The following is a 17402-nucleotide window of genomic DNA, read 5'->3' as shown; positions in this document are numbered from 1 at the left end:
TGGGTACGATAATGGCACAGACGCGCAAAGGACGGCTTGCCTGGTCAGCGAAAATTTTCCTCAAATTTTAGGCAAATTCGAAACGAAGCATTTTGCAACGGGTTTGCCTCAAATCCAGGCTATTTTCTTCACTTAAGGTTAACCATCTATCTTGCTGTTTTCTATTGTTATTTCTCAAAAGAGAGGCGTGCGGGTGGCAGCTGTGAGCGGCGGGAGGGCGGTCGTCCCGGATAACGCTCCATTTACTATGGCTGCAATTGCCCAGGTTTTGCCGCGCCGGCCTCCCGATATTTGCCTCGGGCCCGGCATTGGTCGGTCCCGCCTTATCCATTCCTTAAACGCTGGATGCGAGTTTCAGATCAACAAAAGCGACGTGCGAAGCAGGGCTGTTCACGACTGGATGCGAGTGGGTTGAGTTGAGTTCGATAAGAACCAGATACGTTGAGTTGCCCGGCGCCATGGCAGCCGGTTGCGAACGTATGGTTCATCCGTCGATCCTCGGACAGAACGACCGCCGGTGCCAGAGCCGATTTATCGGTATCATGCTGGCAGCTCCATTTTTTGCCGCAGGTGCAGCCGTCACGCTGGTGACCTCGGGCATCGGCGCGGCCGTGACCATGGCTGCGATCCTTGCGACGTTCGGCTTCTGCTGGTTTGCCGCCTTGCTGGTGGCGGCATCGGGCAAGATGGCGTTCGCTGGCCAGGTCGCCCTGGCGATGGGCAGTTTCGCTCTTGCCGGTGTCATTGCCGCGGCGGGAGGCCTGGCCTCGCCGGTCGCCATACTTGTCGTGGCACTGCCGTTCGAAGCCTGGTGGATCGGCGCGTCTCGTCGCGCCGCATTGTGGGGCACAGTATCCGCATTTGTCGCTATCCTGCTGCAGCCCTTTGCCGGTTTTGTCTTTCCGTTCGGCGCGGCAGAAATCGTTGCGTGGCATTGGCTGCTGCCGCTGGCCTGGGCGCTCACCCTCATTCCGCGTATAGCAGCCCTTGGCAACCCGGCCGGCGCGCAGCGTGATCCAGCGACGGACGATCGGCTCGAGAACGTCATCGACGCCGTTGTCCTGCGGGCCGGCAGGCATGGCGAGGTTCTGGATGCGTCGGCAAAGGCGCGCACGATCCTGCATCTGCAGCCGGAGCTGCTGTTCGGTACCGGCCTGTTCGATCGTATCCATCTGTCCGATCGCGTCGCATACCTCAGCGCGCTGGCCGACATGCGCGATGGCGCGTCGGCGCGCCGGCTCGATCTTCGCGTCCGGCTGCCGCAAAACGGCAACGGCCCGACGGCGGACAATTACCGGCCGTTTTCCCTCGAGCTGATGCGGGCTAAAGAGCAGGAGGACGTCTTCACATTCGTCTTGCGGGAAAACGACGAAGTCACCGGGTTGCGCGAAGAGCTTGCCGCTGCGAAAGAGGCGGCCGCGTCTGCCGAAGTGGCAAAGGGACGCTTCCTGGCGGTTGTCAGCCATGAGCTTCGCACGCCGTTGAACGCCATCATCGGTTTTTCCGACATGCTGTTGCATGAGATGTTCGGTACCTTCAAGGATCCGCGCCAGAAGGAATATGTCGGCCTGGTCAAGGAGTCCGGCCAGCATTTGCTTGCCGTCGTCACCTCGATACTCGATGTGTCAAGGATCGAAGCCGGCGCTTACGCAACCGAGCCGGAACCATTCCGCTTTGTGGAAGCGGTCGAAATGTGCCAGTCGATGATGCGCTTGCAGGCCCAAGCCAAGGACATCGAACTGCAAGCCCAGGTCGCACCGGATGCAGGCGAGATAAATGCCGATCGTCGCGCCGTGCAGCAGATCCTCATCAATCTCGTTTCCAACGCGATCAAGTTCACGCCCGATGGCGGCGATGTCGTCGTCGGCGCCAAGCGGATCGGCTCGCGGCTGCATTTCTGGGTCAGGGACACCGGCATCGGCATCGCTGAGGAAGATTTTGCCAATCTCGGCAAGCCGTTCATGCAGATCCACAACGACTATACGCGCCGCTTCGAGGGATCCGGGCTCGGCCTGTCGCTGGTAAAGGGGCTGGTGGCACTGCACGAAGGCACGATGTCGATCGAAAGCATGCCAGGCGAGGGCACTACGGTGACGATCAGCTTGCCGGTGAACGGACCGAGGGGGCGTTCGACCGACAAGCCCGGCGTGCTGCCGATGCCCGCGGCCAAGACGGAAGGCGAGACGAAAGGGGACAGGCATGGCTCGCTCCGCAAAACAGCCTAAGGCGGTCAAGCGCCGCGGCAATGCCTTGCAAGGTGGCGCGGTCGCCATCGGCAGCCTGATCTCGCGCAACCCGGTTCTGGTCGGCGGTTCGACCGCCTTCCTGGTGACGCTGTTCTACGTCTCGGCGAACGCCCTGTGGTATCAGCCTTTTCCCCATGCCGGCGCGTTCTTCGCGACCAGGAGCATAGAGAACTTTCCTCGCGCAGACGCCGACGAGCCAGAGACTACCATCAACATCGTGCGGCCGGGGCCGGCCTCGGCACAGATCAAGAGCGATCCAGTCGTCGAACAGGTCCAGGGCATATTGAAGGATCTCGACTTCTACTCCGGTACGGTCGACGGGATTACCGGCCCCAACACGCGCAAGGCTATCCAAGCCTATCAGCAGAAGGTCGGGCTCAACGCCTCCGGCGAGATCGACAGCGTCCTCCTCGATCAATTGGGCGCCACGCCAACCGCCTCCACGGCGGTGCCGCATCCTGCACCTCGCCCGGGCGACACGGCCGCCGTTCCCGTTTCCGTTTCGACGCAGGCAAATGCGGCAGCGCCAGCACCCGACGCCCGTATCATCAAGATCCAGGCCGGGCTGAAGGCATTCGGCAATGACGATATGCAGCTCGATGGCGTGGTTGGGGCACGCACCAAGGCAGCGATCAAGGAGTTCCAGTCGCTGTTCGGATTGCCGGAGACCGGCGAGCCCGACGAGGTCGTCTACGTTAAGATGCGCGAGATCGGCCTGACCAACTGACAATCGACGCCTGACGGTCGAGGCGTTCGCCAACCGGATGGGCAAAAACCGATTTCGGTTTTCGGCCCTTTGCTCTAAGTACCGTCCGATGTCGTCCAGAATCCTGCCATGCGCGTAACCACCGATCTGTGGGTGTCGGCCCTGCTGCGCCGGGTTTTCGGCGCCGGCGGCTTCGCCGCCGTGGTCAAGCGCGGCGCGACCGAGGCCGGCGCCGTTTTTGTGCTGGCGCGTGGCAGACTGGGCGAGATCGCCCTGTTCGGGCCGGCGCCGCAGACGAGCTATGGTTCAGCCAAGCCCCATGAGCGCTTCTTCAGCCTGCTCGGCACAGGCGACGATGTCGCCGTCTTCGACGCCCGGCTGGAAAGGGAGAAGAAATTCGACCCCGACATCTGGGTGGTCGAGATCGAGGCCGGCTCTGTTCCCGTCGAGGAACTGATCTCCGTCAAGTCGCCCTAACGATCTTCATGAAAACAGAAGCTTAAAGCGTTCGCTTGAATCTCTTCAGACACGACGCACTTTGACGTTGGCGGCAGCATTGTCGCTGTTCGCCTCGCGGGTGTCGGCGTATGCCGCAACAGGTCCGGTATAGCGAATGGCCTTCGACAATGCCTCGGCTTTCCAGCCGCGTAGCCTGTCCAACGCTGCCTCGCGGTGCAGCAGGCGGTAACGGTCGAGGAAGATGCGGATCGCCTGCGGATGCTGAAACGTGGTGGGATAAACGGCGACGGTGATCAGGAACGCCCTGTCTTCGCCAAGATCGAGCGCGCGCAGGGCGGCCAGCAGCGACGTGTAATTCTGGTTTGCGGTAAGCGATCGCGCCGTTGAGAAATCGATTTCGAGCGCGTCGGCCAGTGCTGTCTGGAAGAACGCGGCGTTGCCGGTCAGCGCCGTCTCGCGCAGTTTGACATAGGTTTCGGCGCCGTTGGACGGATCGGTGGCCGCGCTGGCGCTCTTCGTGTCGGCATGCATCATCGACCGCAGCCGGCGCCGTGCATTTTCGGCAGCGGCGCCGGGCTCCGGTTGCGCGGCCGGATTGGACGCGGCGGGTTCGGCGGTTTCGGGCGTCGGCTCGGCGATCGCCTCCGGCTGCCGCATCCGCACCAATGTCGGCTTTTCAAGCACCCTGATCAGATCCGCGATGGTCGGGTTCAGGTTCTTGCGACGCGCGATGGCACGCGCATGCGGCAGGCCGTGCCGCCCGATCAGCGCGATGAGATCGACATCGCTGAGCGCGCGCGAGCGGATGAGCAGCGGGGCAGCGACGTCGACCGGCTCCTCGCAAAGCCGCCGGACCAACGCGGTGGGCGCATATTCGCACTCGGAAAGGGCGGCAGCGACGTAGCGGCGTGATTCGATCGACACGTTGGCGAAAAGCGGAAGCGTCAGGTCTTCAAGCTGCGCTATCTCCCGGCGCGAAGGGCGGGTGAGCGAACAGAACGCCGACACCGCCGCGCGGAACAGCCTTTCGGCCTTTCCCGATTCAGCCCGTATAGCGATTTGCCTGAAATCCGAAGCTGACACAAAGATACGCCTGATACTCGACACGATCTAGACCATGCTCGACCGGGACTGTGTCGGTTTCGCATTCGCCGCGGGCCAAGGCTTCCTGACCTCTAGACAAAGATCAAATTAGCGGCGATCCGTTAGCGTTCCGTTAACCTACTGGCGTCCTTAATCAGATTGGAGGCGTTGCGTTGTGCTCCGGGGCAACCGAGAGGAATACGCGAACCATGGGCATGGTACTGTCTTTCGTGCCGCGAACGGCGGCAACCAATCGAGCAGAACAAAACACCGGAGCGCCGGCGGCGGTGATCATTTTCCCCGGCGTCCGTTATGAGCAACGGCCACTGACGGGCGAGACCCGGACAGGCGTCGGTCTGGACAAGCCGGGCTCGATGCCAGGCTCGTCGGGGACGCCAGGCTCGCCGGGGACGCTGCCTGTTCCACACCACTGATTTTCAGTATCCGCTTTAGAAATCCTGCAGCTCACAGGAGCTCTGATCGAGAAACCGCGACACGGTTGGCTTCCAGCTGTCGTCGGGAACGAAGGCGCGGATGACGAACATGCCTTCATCGATGGGTACCTCGACGAAGATTGCCCCTTGCAGTTCCTCGGGAAGATCCTTGCGCATCTCGATCATCTGCGCCGGCGTCAGGACGATACTGTCCAGCACCCTTCCGGTCGCACTGTGGTCGTTGAAGGAGTAGATGTTGTGGCCGCTGCGGTCATAGACCGATACGGACCAGAACGGGACGTTTCCCGGTGCCTTCACCCGCACCATTCCTTCGGACAGATCGAACCGGCAAGCCGCTGCATAAAACAGCGGGTCGACGGATTTCACCACCGGCGTCCCGCCGGCCTCTGCGTCCATCCTGGTCATCCTATAGAGGTCCGAGGCCATGGCCAGCCGCGACCAGGCGTCACGTTCGGAAAATTCCGGGACGAGCAGCAGCACAACAATGTGTACGATGCCGGCGCCAAGCAGGCCGAGCAAGATCGCGTGCAGCAGCTTACGCATTGCAGCCGACCTTCACGATCTGCGGCAACTTGACATCCGAAAGACCCGTGCTGCTGGCAATTGGCGTGTCGTAGAATGTCAGCACGAAATACATCCGGCCGAAGCCGTCGGAAAGCAGCCAGTTGCCCGGCGCGGGGTGGTTGTCGACGGAAACCACCACCGAATTGTCGGGCTGGCGCACCACCTGGTAAGATTGAAGTGCCGCAAGCCTCGACTTGCCGGTCTCGACCACGCCGAGAGATTGATCGGCGGCATAGAGCGTCCAGAACCGCGCCGTGGGAAATCCGCCTTCGATTTCATAGGCGCATTGGCGTTTCAATTGTTCGCCGCCGGAATCGCGTTCGGCGATAAAGGACAGGCCTTCTGCCCGCCCGAGCGCCAGCACGCCCTCGCGCACCACGCGGGCTCTTGAATAAGGGTCCGCCGCCTGCGTGCCGATATCGGGAAACGCCGTCCATGGGCCGATCCTGATCGCGCCGATACCATCCTGCGTCTTGAGAGCGTACCAGACGCTGCCGCCGCCGCCGCCGATGGCTATGGCAAGCGCGAGGAGCGTCAGGAAGGCATTCTTGAGCATGAAGAGCCGCGGGAAAGAGGAGTGCCGCTCGGGGATATCGCGGGGCAGGGGGCCATGGCAAGCGGACCCTCGGAATTTGCCGGCGCGGGTATGGCCTGGCCCGCGTGCCGGCGTCAAAGCGCCGACAGGGTCTCCGGCGTCGTGGGTGCATGGAGGACCGGCGCCGACTGGAACAGCCTTGTGATGTCCCTTAGGGTCCGCGTGGTTTGGCTGGACAGCACCGGCGGGCGCTCGGCGGCGGCGTTGGCCGCTGCTTGTTCGGCATTCTTCTTTTCCGCTTCCTCGGCCTTGGCGGCGATCTTTTCGTCGACGAAAGGATGATCGAGACCGGGGATCGGCTTGAGGTCGATATTCTGGTGCGCATAGACCATCAGCCGCTGCCACACCATCGCCGGCAGCGAGCCGCCGGTCATGTTGTTGGTCGGTGTGAAGTCGTCATTGCCGAGCCACACGGCAGCCGTGTAGTTGCCGGTGAAGCCGACATACCAGGCGTCTCGGTAAGACTGCGTGGTGCCGGTCTTGCCGGCCGATACGATGTTGGGAAGGGCTGCGCGCCGCGCCGTGCCCATCACCGGCACCGCCGCCAGCATGGTGTTCATTGATTTCAACGCCTGCTGCGAGAGCACTCGGTGCGGCGGCGGCGCATCCTTGGTGAAATCGTAAACCACGTCGCCGGTACGGGTGACGAGTTGGGTGATGCCGTGCCGTGAGCCGACAAAGCCGTTCTGGGCGAACACGCTGTAGCCAGTCGCCTGGTCCATCACGGTCATGCCCGATGTGCCGAGCACCATCGTCTTGTGCGATTCGAGCGGCGATTCGACGCCCATGGCTTCCGCCATCGCCTTGATCGGCTTGATGCCGAGATAATCTTTGGCGAGCCGCACCGGGACGGTGTTGATCGATTTGGCCATCGCCGTGATCAGCGTGACCTTGCCGGCCGATCCGCCATTGTAATTGTGAGGCGACCAACTGCCCCAGGAGATCGGCCCGCCGGAAACGACGGAGTCCGGCGTGAAGCCGTGCTCCATCGCTGTTGCGTAGATATAGGGTTTGAACGATGAGCCGCTCTGGCGCAGCGCCTTGGTGGCGCGGTTGAATTGGCTGGCACCGTAGTCGCGGCCGCCGACGATCGCCCTGACTGCACCATTGGTTTCGATGACAACCATGGCACCTTCAGTGACGTTGTATTCCTTGCCGAACTGACGGAGATGGAACTCCATCGATTCTTCCGCCGCCTTCTGAATGTTGGCGTCGAACGTGGTGTGGGCGACCACCGAATGCTGGCCGGACTTCGCGGCGATCTTCTTGACCTCTTCGAATGCCCAGTCGAGGTAGTAATCCGGGCTCTTCTGCTCGCCGCGGTCGACGATTTCGGCCGGATGCAGCCGCGCCTGCAGCACCTGACCCTCGCTCATGAAACCGGCGTCGACGAGATTGGACAGCACCACATTGGCCCGCGCCCTGGCCGCAGGCAGGTTGATATGCGGCGCGTATTTGGTGGGGGCCTTAAACAGGCCGGCCAGCATCGCCGCTTCGGCGAGGTTCAGATCCTTGACGCTCTTGCCGAAATAGAAATCGGCGGCCGCTTCGATGCCGAAGGTGCCGCCGCCCATGTAGACGCGGTCGAGATAGAGCTGCAGGATCTCCTTTTTCGACAGATTGGCCTCGAGCCACAGCGACAGGAAGGCTTCCTTGATCTTGCGCTCCAACGTCCGTTCATTGGTCAGGAACAGGTTCTTGGCCAACTGCTGCGTGATGCTCGAGCCGCCCTGGACCACCGAATTCGCCCGTACATTCTCGAAGATCGCCCTGGAAAGGCCGAGCGCGTCGATGCCGTGGTGATCGAAGAAACGCCGATCCTCGGTGGCCAGCACCGCTTTGATGACCTGGTCGGGCATCTCGTCGACCGGCACCGAATCGCGCTGGATGATGCCGCGCTGGCCAATCTCGTTGCCGTAGCGGTCGAGGAAAGTGACGGCGAAATCGCCCTGGGCGCGCCAGTCGCCGGCGGTCTCCTGGAACGCCGGCAAGGCGAGCGCCAGCATGACGACGATGCCGCCGGCGCCGAGCGTGAAGGCCTCGCTCGACAATTCGACGATGCCGCGGCGCCAGCCGGAGACGCGGAAGCGCCGGAAAAAAATAGTGGCCGCTTCCCAGAACCGGCGCGCTTTGAAGCCGATCTCGTAGAGCGAGGAATCAAACCACGCATCCGCCGCCAGCAGCCTTGCTGCAATCGGACCTCTTCTCTTGCGTGGTTTCAAAGGACTGGCCATTCCAGGATCCGGCTGCGGCTACGCCTCCCACTGAGAAACTGCATGGGGGCAATTTCAGGGCGGCGCGCCCACCAAGACTATTCGTCCATTTTGGCGCCGCTCACAAGGGCGAGGAGGACTTGCGCTGTACAGTTTATATACGGGAGTCGGGCTTGTGGGCCACCTCCACCGCCTTGCCGGCGCGCATCCGCTTTCAATACTACCGCGCCGCGATAAAGCGCATGAAATGCGCCACGTCGGTGTCGCTTGGCTCCTGGCCGGTAAAACTGCGCAGATAGGCGGCGAGATGACTGACTCTCGCCTCGACCGGTTCCTTGAGGTCGAGCACATAATAGCCGATCTGCATGTAATAGAGCACGCGGGCGCGGATGAAGGCATCCTCTTCATCGTAGCCGTGGCGGCGATACATGTCGCGGATCGCGCCAAGGCGGTCATTGTCGGCCTGGTCGATGGCCCGGCGCACGTCGTCGGAGCGACGCGCCCATTCCCGGATGGCAAAGTCGAGCCTGGGATCGAACAGGCGCTCATCGGCCCAGCATTCGAACACGTTCATCACACCCATGATGATGCTTTCGGCCGGCCGCTGCGCGCGTTCGACAATCGCCTTGGTGTTGGTGTCCCGCCAATGGGCAAGCAACTGGTCGAGCAGATCCTGACGGCTCTCGAAATACCAGTAGAAGCTTGAGCGCGACACGCCGAGCTTCTGGCCGAGCGGCAGCACGCGCACGCTTTCGATGCCATCTGAAATCAATGTCTGGAGCGCAAGATTGATCCAGTCCCAGCGCGTTACCTTGATGTTGCCGGGCGCCGGCTCGTCCTGTGGAGCAATCATGATCATGCACCCACAATTGGCATGACGGATAACGACGCGCAAGCGGACTGGACAGCTATGCCTACACTCTAGACACATATGTACAGTACATATATGGTGCCAGGATTGAGCAAGCGTCGAACAGCCGGAGGAAGCCGTGAAGTCGCACTATCGTGCAGTCGTCATCGGGGGTGGCGTGGTCGGAGCATCGGTGCTCTACCATTTGGCGCGTTTCGGCTGGACCGATGTGGCACTGATCGAGCGCGCCGAGCTGACGGCCGGTTCGACCTGGCATGCGGCGGCCGGTTTCCATGCGCTCAACGCCGATCCCAATGTCGCCGCGCTACAGGACTACACCATCAAGCTCTATCGTGAGATCGAGGCCGAATCCGGCCTGGATGCCGGCCTGCACATGACCGGCGGCGTCAACATGGCCAGCGACCCCGCCCGCTGGGAGTGGCTGAAATCGGCTTGGGCCGTGTTCCAGTCGGTCGGCATCGAAACCGCCCGGCTGGTGAGCCCGGAAGAGATCAAGGAAATCTGCCCAATCGTCGATGTCAGCGACGTGCTCGGCGGCCTCTACGATTCCAACGAAGGCCATCTTGACCCTTACGGCACGACGCACGCCTATGCCGGGGCGGCAAGAAAGCGCGGTGCCGACGTCATTCTGCGCAACCGCGTTCTCGACCTGAAGCCGCGCGCCGATGGCGGTTGGGATGTGCTGACCGAGCAAGGCATGGTCGTTGCCGAGCATGTCGTCAATGCCGGTGGTCTCTGGGCAAAGCAACTCGGCCGCATGGCCGGCGTCGACCTGCCGGTGACGCCGATGGAGCACCACTATTTCGTCACCGAGGACATTCCGGAAGTCGCCGCCCTCGACAGGGAGCTCGGCCTTGCCGTCGATCTCGACGGCTTTGCCTATCTCCGCCAGGAGCGCAAAGGCGTTTTGCTCGGCATATATGAGCATAACCCAAAGCACTGGAACATGGACGGCGCGCCATGGGATTACGGCATCGAACTGATCCCCGAGGACATCGACCGCATCAGCCCGGAACTCTCCAGGGCTTATGAGCGCTTCCCCTGCCTGGCGACGGCCGGCATCAAAAAATGGGTGAACGGCGCCTTCACCTTCACACCTGACGGCAACCCGATTGTCGGCCCGGTGCGCGGCCTGAGGAACTATTGGGTCGCCTGCGGCGTCATGGCCGGTTTCAGCCAGGGCGGCGGCGTCGGCAAATCGCTGGCCGAGTGGATGATCCATGGCGAACCACGGGCCGATATCTTCGGCATGGACATCGCCCGCTATGGGGCGTTTGCCGCTAACCGCTGTTATCTCAAGCAGACGACGCGACAGTTCTATTCGCGCCGCTTCGTCATGACCTTTCCCAATGAGCGCCTCCCGGCCGGCCGGCCGCTGAAACGCCCCGGCGCCTATGACGGCATGACGGCGGCAGGATGCGAATGGACGGCCTCATGGGGGCTGGAAATCCCGGCCTATTTTGCGCCAATGGACTTTCGCGAGAACACCACGCTGAAACGCTCCAATGCCTTCGACATCGTTGGCGACGAGGCGCTGCAGGTCCGGCGCGCCGCCGGTCTCGTCGACACCTCGGCCTTTTCGCGCTATGCGGTGTCCGGCGCGGGCGCGGAAGCCTGGCTCGACCGGCTGTTTGCCTCAAGGCTGCCGAAACCGGGGCAAGCGAAGCTCGCGCCGATGCTGGGCCACGATGGCCGGCTGAAAGGTGATCTTACCGTCTTCAACTGGGGTTGCGGCAACTACTGGATCATGGGTTCCTACTATCTCAGGGAATTCCATATGCGCTGGTTCGTGGCCCATGCGGCAGAAGGCGTGACCATTACCGACATTTCCGATGCAATGTCCGGCTTCCTCGTCACCGGGCCGCAGGCACGGGCGGTTCTTGCGCGCACCACGCATCAGGATGTCTCCGCCGAGGCCTTGCCGTTCATGGCATGCGGCGAATTCGACATCGGCATGGTGCGTGCGCGTGTCGCGCGTCTGTCGATTGCCGGCGAACTCGGCTTCGAAGTCAACTGCCCGGCCAGTATGCATGCCACCTTGCGCGAAACGCTGCTGACCGCCGGCGAGGATCTCGGCCTTGCCGAGATCGGCTTCTACGCCCTCAACGCGCTCAGGCTGGAAAAGAGCTTCGGCATCTGGTCGCGCGAATTCACCCAAGGTTATACGCCAGGCCAGACCGGCCTCGATCGCTTCATTTCCTTCGGCAAGGACGGCTTCATCGGCCGCGAGGCTGCATTGAAAGAGCGCAAGGGCGCCACCACGCAGTGCCTGGTGACGCTTGAGGTGGACGCGCTCGATGCCGACGCCAGCGGCTTCGAACCGGTCTGGCACAACGGCCGGCGCATTGGTTTCGTCACCTCCGGCGGCTATGGCTACACGGTCGGTAAGAGCCTGGCGCTGGCCCTTGTCGATCGCGATTTCGCGAGGGAGGGTACGGCATTGTCTGTGCACATTGTCGGCGTCGAGCGGCCAGCGCGCATCATCCCCGCCTCGCCTTACGACCCGCAGGGGAAGGCGATGCGGCAATGAGACAATCAAGGAGTATCCATCATGGTCGACGACGCCGCACGTGATTTAAGGCGCGAACGCAGGCGCGGACGAACCGGCGAGGCCGGCAGCGAGTCGAGCCGCCGGCCGGACTATCGTTCCCTGAAGAACCCGTTCCTGCCGCAGCCGATCTTTTCAGCCGACCAAGTTGCCGCGATCCACGACACGGCGCTGCGCGTGCTTGAGGAACTTGGCGTCAAGGTGTTGTTGCCCGAAGCGCGTGTCATTCTTGCCCGTGCCGGCGCATTGGTCGATGAGGACAGCCAGATGGTGCGCATCGGTCGCGACATCGTGGCGGCCGCACTTACCTCGGCGCCGAAATCGATCCGGGCGCACGCCGGCGACCGTGCGCGAGACCTGATGCTCGAGCTCGGCTCGATGACATTCCTGGCGGGATCCGGGGCGCCCAACGTCACCGATCTGGAGCGCGGCCGGCGGCCGGGGACGCTTGCCGCTTTCGAGGATCTCATTCGGCTGGTGCAGCATTTCGACGTGCTGCATATGCTTGGGCCCTGCATCGAGCCGCAGGACATCGACAATCGTTTGCGCCATTATGCCGTCAACCGGGCTCAGCTGACGCTCTCTGATAAGTTCCCGTTCGTCTTTGCGCGCGGTACGCCGCAGGTCGAGGACGGTTTTGCGATGATCAGGCTGGCGCGCGGGCTGTCGGAGGACGAATTCGCCGGCGGCGCCCATTGCTACACTGTCATCAACACCAACTCGCCGCGCCAGCTCGACATCCCGATGGCGCAAGGCATCATCGATTTCGCCAGGGCAGGGCAGGTGTTGATCATCACGCCCTTCTGCCTGGCCGGCGCCATGGCGCCGATCACCGTGGCCGGCGCATTGACGCTGCAGCATGCCGAAGCGCTGGCCGGGCTATCGCTGGCCCAGATCGAGCGGCCGGGCGCGCCGGTCGTCTATGGCTCCTTCTCTTCCAACGTCGACATGAAATCCGGGGCGCCGGCCTTCGGCACGCCGGAGCACGTCAAGGCGACGCTCGGCGCCGGCCAGCTTGCCCGTTTCACGGGCCTTCCCTGGCGCTCCGGCGGCGGCAGTGCCGCCAACATTTCCGATGCGCAGGCGGCCCACGAAACGCAATTCGCCCTATGGGGCTCGGTGCTGGCTGGCGCCACGGTCTGCATCCATGCGGCGGGCTGGCTCGAAGGCGGCTTGAGCGTCTCCTTCGAGAAGCTGATCACCGACATCGAGGCATTGCAAACGGTGGCCGAACTCTGCGAGGCGACGCCCGGCGACGAGGCCGCGATCGGCTTCGAGGCGATCGCCGAAGTGCAGCCGGGCGGGCATTTCTTCTCGGCCGGACACACTATGGCGCGCTACCGCACCGCCTTCTACGAGCCGCTGGTCGCCGACTGGTCCAATTTCGGCAATTGGACGCAGGCCGGATCAAGAACCGCCACGGAGCGCGCCACCGGCATCTGGAAACGGCTGCTGGCCGATTTTCGGCCGCCGGCTTCGGCCGCCGCCACGTCAGGCGTTCTCGACGAATTCATAGCGCGGCGTACCGAAGCCGGCGGGGCGGCACCGGTCTCGTGATCTGGCCAGTATCGGCCTCGCAAGAAATGCGGCTACCGCAAGCGCGTCGGTGACACCGGTCACCCGCGGGAACGGTTGTCAAAAATATTTGTCGCCGACTGAAAACTAATTGTAGTATTGTTTCCGGAAATTGTTTCAGGAATCCGGTCGATCAAAACAGCTCTGAAATTGAATTTTCTGTTCCGGATCCCTATTTTAAAGAGAAGGCTTTACTTTCGTTATTTCAGCCAAAAAGGAGAATTTTATCGATGGCGGAATTCAATCACAATATCATGGAGAAAGCTGAAGCGCGGTTCATGGAAAAGCAGAAGAAAACCGCGGAGCGAAACCAGGCAACGGCCGAATATGTTTCCGAGGCCAAGGCCAGGGACATCAAGACGGCAAGATTGCGGGCGCTACGGCTGGCCAAGGAAGAGGCCGACCGTGCAGCGGAAGCCCTCAATCCCGTCGCTCCCAAGAAAAAGCGGGCGGCAGCCAAGAAGCCAGCAGCAGTCAAAAAAGCGGGGGCCGCCTAATCGCGGTCAAGTCATGAGCCTGACATTTCCAAACCTCAGCCGAAGCTACGACCAGGCGAGCCGACGGATCCGCTTCGTCGGCTATGACGGCATGTCCCGGATTTCTTTCCTTGTCGATGCAGACGCGATCTCGACGGCCCCGCCGGACGCGGTGTCAGCCGAAGCCACATATCTCGCCGCCTTCGATTCGGCCGTCGGTCCCATACATGACATCGCAAGGAATGCCTATGTCCGTACCGGCAAGAGCATGTATGTGCTGACCGCAGCCGATTTTCGATAATCCCGACCGTTGGCTTGATCGGCGCATCGAAGGATCCCGTGATCTGGCGCCAGAACTTCATCCCGGCTACGCTGTAAGCAGGAATCGCTGACGGCGCGAAGGCCTGTTCAGCTGTGACGGGCGAGGGGAGAAGACGATGACCGCGCCGGCCGCCGCGTTGCAGAAGGCCTTGTTCGAAGCGCTGAATGGTGACGGTTTCCTGTCAGCGGCCTTGGGTGGCGCTAAACTGTTCGATCATGCCCCGGAAAATGTCCCGTTTCCCTATGTCGCTTACGGCCGGACCAGCGTCTACGACTGGACAACAGGCGTCGAGAACGATGCCGAGCAGCTTTTCACGCTGCACTTCTGGTCGAAGTCCGAGGCGAGGAAAGAGATGCTCGATGCGATGGGCCTGGTCAGTGCCCGCCTCGACGATGCGGCGCTCGCGGTCGATGAGCGTCACCGCGTCAATCTCAAACTCGAATTCACCGAGGCCCGTTACGACGAGGACGTTTCAGCCTGTCACGGGCTGCTGCGTTTTCGTGCCGTGACGGAAGAAAACGCCTGACGCGCTTTCAATATGGCTGCAACACAGTTTAGACTGCTCGTCGATGAATTCGCCGGGTTGGAGCGGCGAAATCATGAGGTCGGTTGTCTCGCATTTCAGGGGTAAGAGAGGCATGTGCTGCAGGCGTTCACTGTTCATTTCACGTTCAGCACCGATGCGTTAGAACGCTGATCATGAGAACGCTTCGCTCCCACTTCCGAACCGCGATACTGGCGCTATCTGCGGCCGGTCTGTTCGTGTCGCAGGCGACGGCGCTGCCGGTCGTCATGCCGGAGCAGAAGGGGCTGGTCGTCCTTGCTGCCTCCGACTGCTACGCGATCGGTCAGCAGGTTGCCGAGCAGAATGGCGGCACGCTGGCCAAGGCATCGCAGTCGACCCGCGGTGGTCAGCCGGTCTGCGTCATCGTCGTGCTGGTTCCGGGCAAGGACGGACAGCGTCCGCGCCGCACCGAGATCGTCGTTCCGCAGAATTGATCGCACCGTTTCCCAGTGTGCCGGAATCGGCCTATATCTGACCAATTCTTCAACAGGTGTTGATCCCCGCATGCGCGTACTGGTCGTCGAAGATGACAAGGATCTCAATCGGCAGATATCGGACGCGCTGCTCGACGCAGGCTATGTCGTCGACCGCGCTTTTGACGGCGAGGAGGGGCATTTCCTCGGCGACACCGAACCCTACGACGCCGTCGTGCTCGATATCGGCTTGCCGCAGATGGACGGCATCAGCGTGGTCGAGCGCTGGCGGCGCGGCGGTCGCAAGATGCCGGTCTTGATCCTGACGGCGCGCGATCGCTGGAGCGACAAGGTGTCTGGCATCGACGCCGGCGCCGACGATTACGTTACCAAGCCGTTCCACATCGAAGAGGTGCTGGCCAGGGTCCGAGCGCTCATCCGGCGCGCGGCCGGCCACGCGTCGTCGGAGTTGACCTGCGGTCCGTTGCGGCTCGACACCAAGGCCTCCAAGGCCGATGTCGACGGCGTGCCGCTGAAGCTGACGTCGCACGAATTCCGCCTGCTTGCCTATTTGATGCACCATATGGGCGAGGTGGTGTCCCGGACGGAACTGGTCGAGCATCTTTACGATCAGGATTTCGACCGCGATTCCAACACAATCGAGGTCTTTGTCGGACGGCTTCGCAAGAAGATGGGCATCGACATGATAGAAACCGTTCGCGGCATGGGCTATCGAATGCGTGAGCCGGAGGCGTAAGGCGGAACCGCTCAAACAGACTGCTAGGACGCCGCTTTCACTGCGGTTCTGGCCGCGTTCGCTGGCGTTTCGGGTGATCGCGTTTTCCACGGTCTGGGCCATACTCACCCTGATCGTCATCTTCACGTTGATCACGACGCTTTATCGCCAGGCGAACGAGCGCGGTTTCGACAGCTTGTTGTCGGCGCATCTGTTCAATCTGATCGGCTCGGTCGGCGTGTCCGAAGGCGGTTCGCTGACCGGTGCTCCCGACCTTGGCGATCTCCGGTTTTCGGAGCCGAATTCCGGCTGGTACTGGTCGGTGGAACCTGCGTCGGAAGGCGTGCACGGTGATCTGCACTCCTCCTCGATGACGAAGACGATCCCGTCGCCAAGTGTTGCCGAGGTCCCTTTCAATACCAGCTTCCAGCGCAGCTATGCCACCGAAGGCATCAATGGCGAAGAGTTGGAGGTGTTCGAGAGCGAATTCGTTCTCGACGCGAAAAATCGCGCAGCGCGCTTCCGTGTCATGGGTAACCAGACCGAGCTGGAGCAGGAGATCGGCGCCTTCCAGCGTCGCCTGCTGACCTATCTCTCGCTTTTCGGCGTCGGCATGATCGCCATCAACGCCATTGCCATCCTGCTCGGCCTGCAGCCATTGCGCCGGGTCAGGAACGCGCTCGCCATGGTGCGCGAAGGAACCGCGCAAAGGCTGGACGGCAGCTTCCCGGCTGAGATCGAACCGCTCGCCAACGAGACCAACGCACTGATCGAAAACAACAAGCGTATCGTCGAGCGCTCGCGCACGCAGGTCGGCAACCTCGCCCACTCGCTGAAGACGCCGCTGGCGGTATTGATCAACGAGGGGCGGGCGCTCGGCGGCGCCAAGGGCAAGCTGATAGCCGAGCAAGCCGCCTCCATGCAAAAGCAGGTTGACCACTATCTGCAGCGCGCCCGCGTCGCGGCGCAGCGCGACAGCGTCGTCTATCGCACGCCGGTGACACCGCTGGTCGAGCGCATGGTGCGCGTGCTGCAAAAACTCAACCCGCAGACCGCTCTCTCGCTTTCGTTGCCGGCAGTCGACATCGTCTTTGCCGGCGAACGTGAGGATCTGGAAGAATTGCTTGGCAATTTACTCGACAACGCCATGAAATGGGCAAAGAGCGCGGTCGCCGTGTCGGTGACACCAATCTCAGGCAAGAAGAGTGGCGCTGGCAAGGACGCTGCTGCCAATCTGTTCGAGATCAGCATCGAGGATGACGGCCCAGGCATTCCCGAAGACAAGGCCCGCGAGGCGTTGAAGCGCGGACGCCGCCTCGACGAGACCAAGCCAGGGACTGGACTTGGTCTTGCCATTGTCGCCGACCTCGTCAACGAGTATGGAGGCGTTCTGGCTCTGGAACGGTCGGGCATGGGCGGATTGAAGGCGGTGGTTCAATTGCGGAGCCTTCAGTGATGCCTGCAGGGGCAAATCGACAATCGATCGGCGATGCGTGATATGGCGGCTTGTCGATTGGTCCCGGAGCCGTCGGTCGCGGCCAAATTTCCGACAAACATCAACACTATGTCCACGCC

The 17402-nt window shown here is 62.1% G+C and carries 16 protein-coding genes; 11 read left to right on the top strand and 5 right to left on the bottom strand.

All coding sequences use genetic code 11. The features are described from left to right. Positions 1–479 precede the first annotated feature (479 nt). The 3 genes from NKH73_RS06190 (at position 480) to NKH73_RS06180 (ending at position 3429) form a co-directional block, all read left to right on the top strand. Positions 480–2225 carry a PAS domain-containing sensor histidine kinase gene (locus tag NKH73_RS06190; protein ID WP_352929837.1) on the top strand — a complete coding sequence of 582 codons (1746 nt, stop codon included), beginning with the start codon at positions 480–482 and terminating at the stop codon, positions 2223–2225. Next, positions 2200–2973 (top strand): peptidoglycan-binding domain-containing protein, encoded by a 774-nt coding sequence (locus NKH73_RS06185; RefSeq protein WP_352929112.1) that lies wholly within the window; start codon positions 2200–2202, stop codon positions 2971–2973. Before NKH73_RS06190 ends, NKH73_RS06185 begins: the two co-directional genes overlap by 26 nt. Positions 2974–3081: 108 nt before the next feature. Then, positions 3082–3429, top strand: coding sequence for a DUF1491 family protein (locus NKH73_RS06180; RefSeq protein WP_352929110.1), 348 nt, complete (start codon positions 3082–3084; stop codon positions 3427–3429). Between the two features lie 45 nt (positions 3430–3474). On the opposite strand, the gene NKH73_RS06175 is transcribed toward NKH73_RS06180, so the two are convergent. From NKH73_RS06175 to NKH73_RS06155, 5 genes are all read right to left on the bottom strand, one after another. After that, complete coding sequence (locus NKH73_RS06175; RefSeq protein ID WP_352929108.1) at positions 3475–4494, bottom strand: DUF2336 domain-containing protein; 1020 nt, start codon at positions 4492–4494, stop codon at positions 3475–3477. Positions 4495–4943: 449 nt separating this feature from the next. Further along, entirely contained in the window at positions 4944–5492 is a 549-nt protein-coding gene (locus NKH73_RS06170; protein WP_352929107.1) for a DUF1254 domain-containing protein, read from the bottom strand. Beyond that, positions 5485–6069: a DUF1214 domain-containing protein gene (locus NKH73_RS06165; protein ID WP_352929105.1), complete on the bottom strand. Its 585-nt coding sequence runs from the start codon at positions 6067–6069 to the stop codon at positions 5485–5487. The genes NKH73_RS06170 and NKH73_RS06165 overlap by 8 nt, the downstream gene beginning before the upstream one ends. 113 nt (positions 6070–6182) lie before the next feature. Then, complete coding sequence (locus tag NKH73_RS06160; protein ID WP_352929104.1) at positions 6183–8342, bottom strand: transglycosylase domain-containing protein; 2160 nt, start codon at positions 8340–8342, stop codon at positions 6183–6185. Between the two features lie 199 nt (positions 8343–8541). Beyond that, positions 8542–9180: a TetR/AcrR family transcriptional regulator gene (locus NKH73_RS06155; RefSeq protein WP_352929101.1), complete on the bottom strand. Its 639-nt coding sequence runs from the start codon at positions 9178–9180 to the stop codon at positions 8542–8544. A gap of 130 nt (positions 9181–9310) precedes the next feature. Here NKH73_RS06155 and NKH73_RS06150 point away from each other — a divergent pair, with 130 nt between their 5' ends. The 8 genes from NKH73_RS06150 to NKH73_RS06115 all read left to right on the top strand — a co-directional run bounded on the left by NKH73_RS06150 (position 9311) and on the right by NKH73_RS06115 (position 17283). After that, positions 9311–11722, top strand: coding sequence for a GcvT family protein (locus tag NKH73_RS06150; RefSeq protein ID WP_352929099.1), 2412 nt, complete (start codon positions 9311–9313; stop codon positions 11720–11722). 21 nt (positions 11723–11743) lie between these two features. Beyond that, entirely contained in the window at positions 11744–13297 is a 1554-nt protein-coding gene (locus NKH73_RS06145) for a trimethylamine methyltransferase family protein (RefSeq protein WP_352929097.1), read from the top strand. A 248-nt stretch (positions 13298–13545) separates the two neighbouring features. Next, positions 13546–13812, top strand: coding sequence for a hypothetical protein (locus tag NKH73_RS06140; protein ID WP_352929095.1), 267 nt, complete (start codon positions 13546–13548; stop codon positions 13810–13812). 13 nt (positions 13813–13825) lie between these two features. Next, complete coding sequence (locus NKH73_RS06135; protein WP_352929093.1) at positions 13826–14092, top strand: DUF1488 family protein; 267 nt, start codon at positions 13826–13828, stop codon at positions 14090–14092. Between the two features lie 136 nt (positions 14093–14228). Further along, a complete protein-coding gene (locus NKH73_RS06130; protein ID WP_352929091.1) occupies positions 14229–14639 on the top strand; it encodes a DUF3168 domain-containing protein in 411 nt (136 codons plus the stop codon). Between the two features lie 173 nt (positions 14640–14812). Further along, complete coding sequence (locus NKH73_RS06125) at positions 14813–15112, top strand: hypothetical protein (RefSeq protein WP_352929089.1); 300 nt, start codon at positions 14813–14815, stop codon at positions 15110–15112. 70 nt (positions 15113–15182) lie between these two features. Next, entirely contained in the window at positions 15183–15848 is a 666-nt protein-coding gene (locus tag NKH73_RS06120) for a response regulator transcription factor (protein ID WP_292217009.1), read from the top strand. Then, positions 15832–17283, top strand: coding sequence for an ATP-binding protein (locus NKH73_RS06115; RefSeq protein ID WP_352929086.1), 1452 nt, complete (start codon positions 15832–15834; stop codon positions 17281–17283). The genes NKH73_RS06120 and NKH73_RS06115 overlap by 17 nt, the downstream gene beginning before the upstream one ends. Positions 17284–17402: the final 119 nt, after the last annotated feature.

Origin of the sequence: Mesorhizobium sp. M0938, assembly GCF_040319125.1 — a bacterium.
Classification (GTDB): Bacteria; Pseudomonadota; Alphaproteobacteria; order Rhizobiales; family Rhizobiaceae; genus Mesorhizobium; species Mesorhizobium robiniae.
This window is presented reverse-complemented; position numbering and strand designations above follow the sequence as displayed.

What these genes read in the sequence shown, in the direction of transcription:
- NKH73_RS06190 (WP_352929837.1), top strand. Translation starts at nt 480, where the DNA reads ATGGTTCATCCGTCGATCCTCGGACAGAACGACCGCCGGTGCCAGAGC.
- NKH73_RS06185 (WP_352929112.1), top strand. Translation starts at nt 2,200, where the DNA reads ATGGCTCGCTCCGCAAAACAGCCTAAGGCGGTCAAGCGCCGCGGCAAT.
- NKH73_RS06180 (WP_352929110.1), top strand. Translation starts at nt 3,082, where the DNA reads ATGCGCGTAACCACCGATCTGTGGGTGTCGGCCCTGCTGCGCCGGGTT.
- NKH73_RS06170 (WP_352929107.1), bottom strand. Translation starts at nt 5,492, where the DNA reads ATGCGTAAGCTGCTGCACGCGATCTTGCTCGGCCTGCTTGGCGCCGGC.
- NKH73_RS06165 (WP_352929105.1), bottom strand. Translation starts at nt 6,069, where the DNA reads ATGCTCAAGAATGCCTTCCTGACGCTCCTCGCGCTTGCCATAGCCATC.
- NKH73_RS06160 (WP_352929104.1), bottom strand. Translation starts at nt 8,342, where the DNA reads ATGGCCAGTCCTTTGAAACCACGCAAGAGAAGAGGTCCGATTGCAGCA.
- NKH73_RS06155 (WP_352929101.1), bottom strand. Translation starts at nt 9,180, where the DNA reads ATGATCATGATTGCTCCACAGGACGAGCCGGCGCCCGGCAACATCAAG.
- NKH73_RS06145 (WP_352929097.1), top strand. Translation starts at nt 11,744, where the DNA reads ATGGTCGACGACGCCGCACGTGATTTAAGGCGCGAACGCAGGCGCGGA.
- NKH73_RS06140 (WP_352929095.1), top strand. Translation starts at nt 13,546, where the DNA reads ATGGCGGAATTCAATCACAATATCATGGAGAAAGCTGAAGCGCGGTTC.
- NKH73_RS06135 (WP_352929093.1), top strand. Translation starts at nt 13,826, where the DNA reads ATGAGCCTGACATTTCCAAACCTCAGCCGAAGCTACGACCAGGCGAGC.
- NKH73_RS06130 (WP_352929091.1), top strand. Translation starts at nt 14,229, where the DNA reads ATGACCGCGCCGGCCGCCGCGTTGCAGAAGGCCTTGTTCGAAGCGCTG.
- NKH73_RS06125 (WP_352929089.1), top strand. Translation starts at nt 14,813, where the DNA reads ATGAGAACGCTTCGCTCCCACTTCCGAACCGCGATACTGGCGCTATCT.
- NKH73_RS06120 (WP_292217009.1), top strand. Translation starts at nt 15,183, where the DNA reads ATGCGCGTACTGGTCGTCGAAGATGACAAGGATCTCAATCGGCAGATA.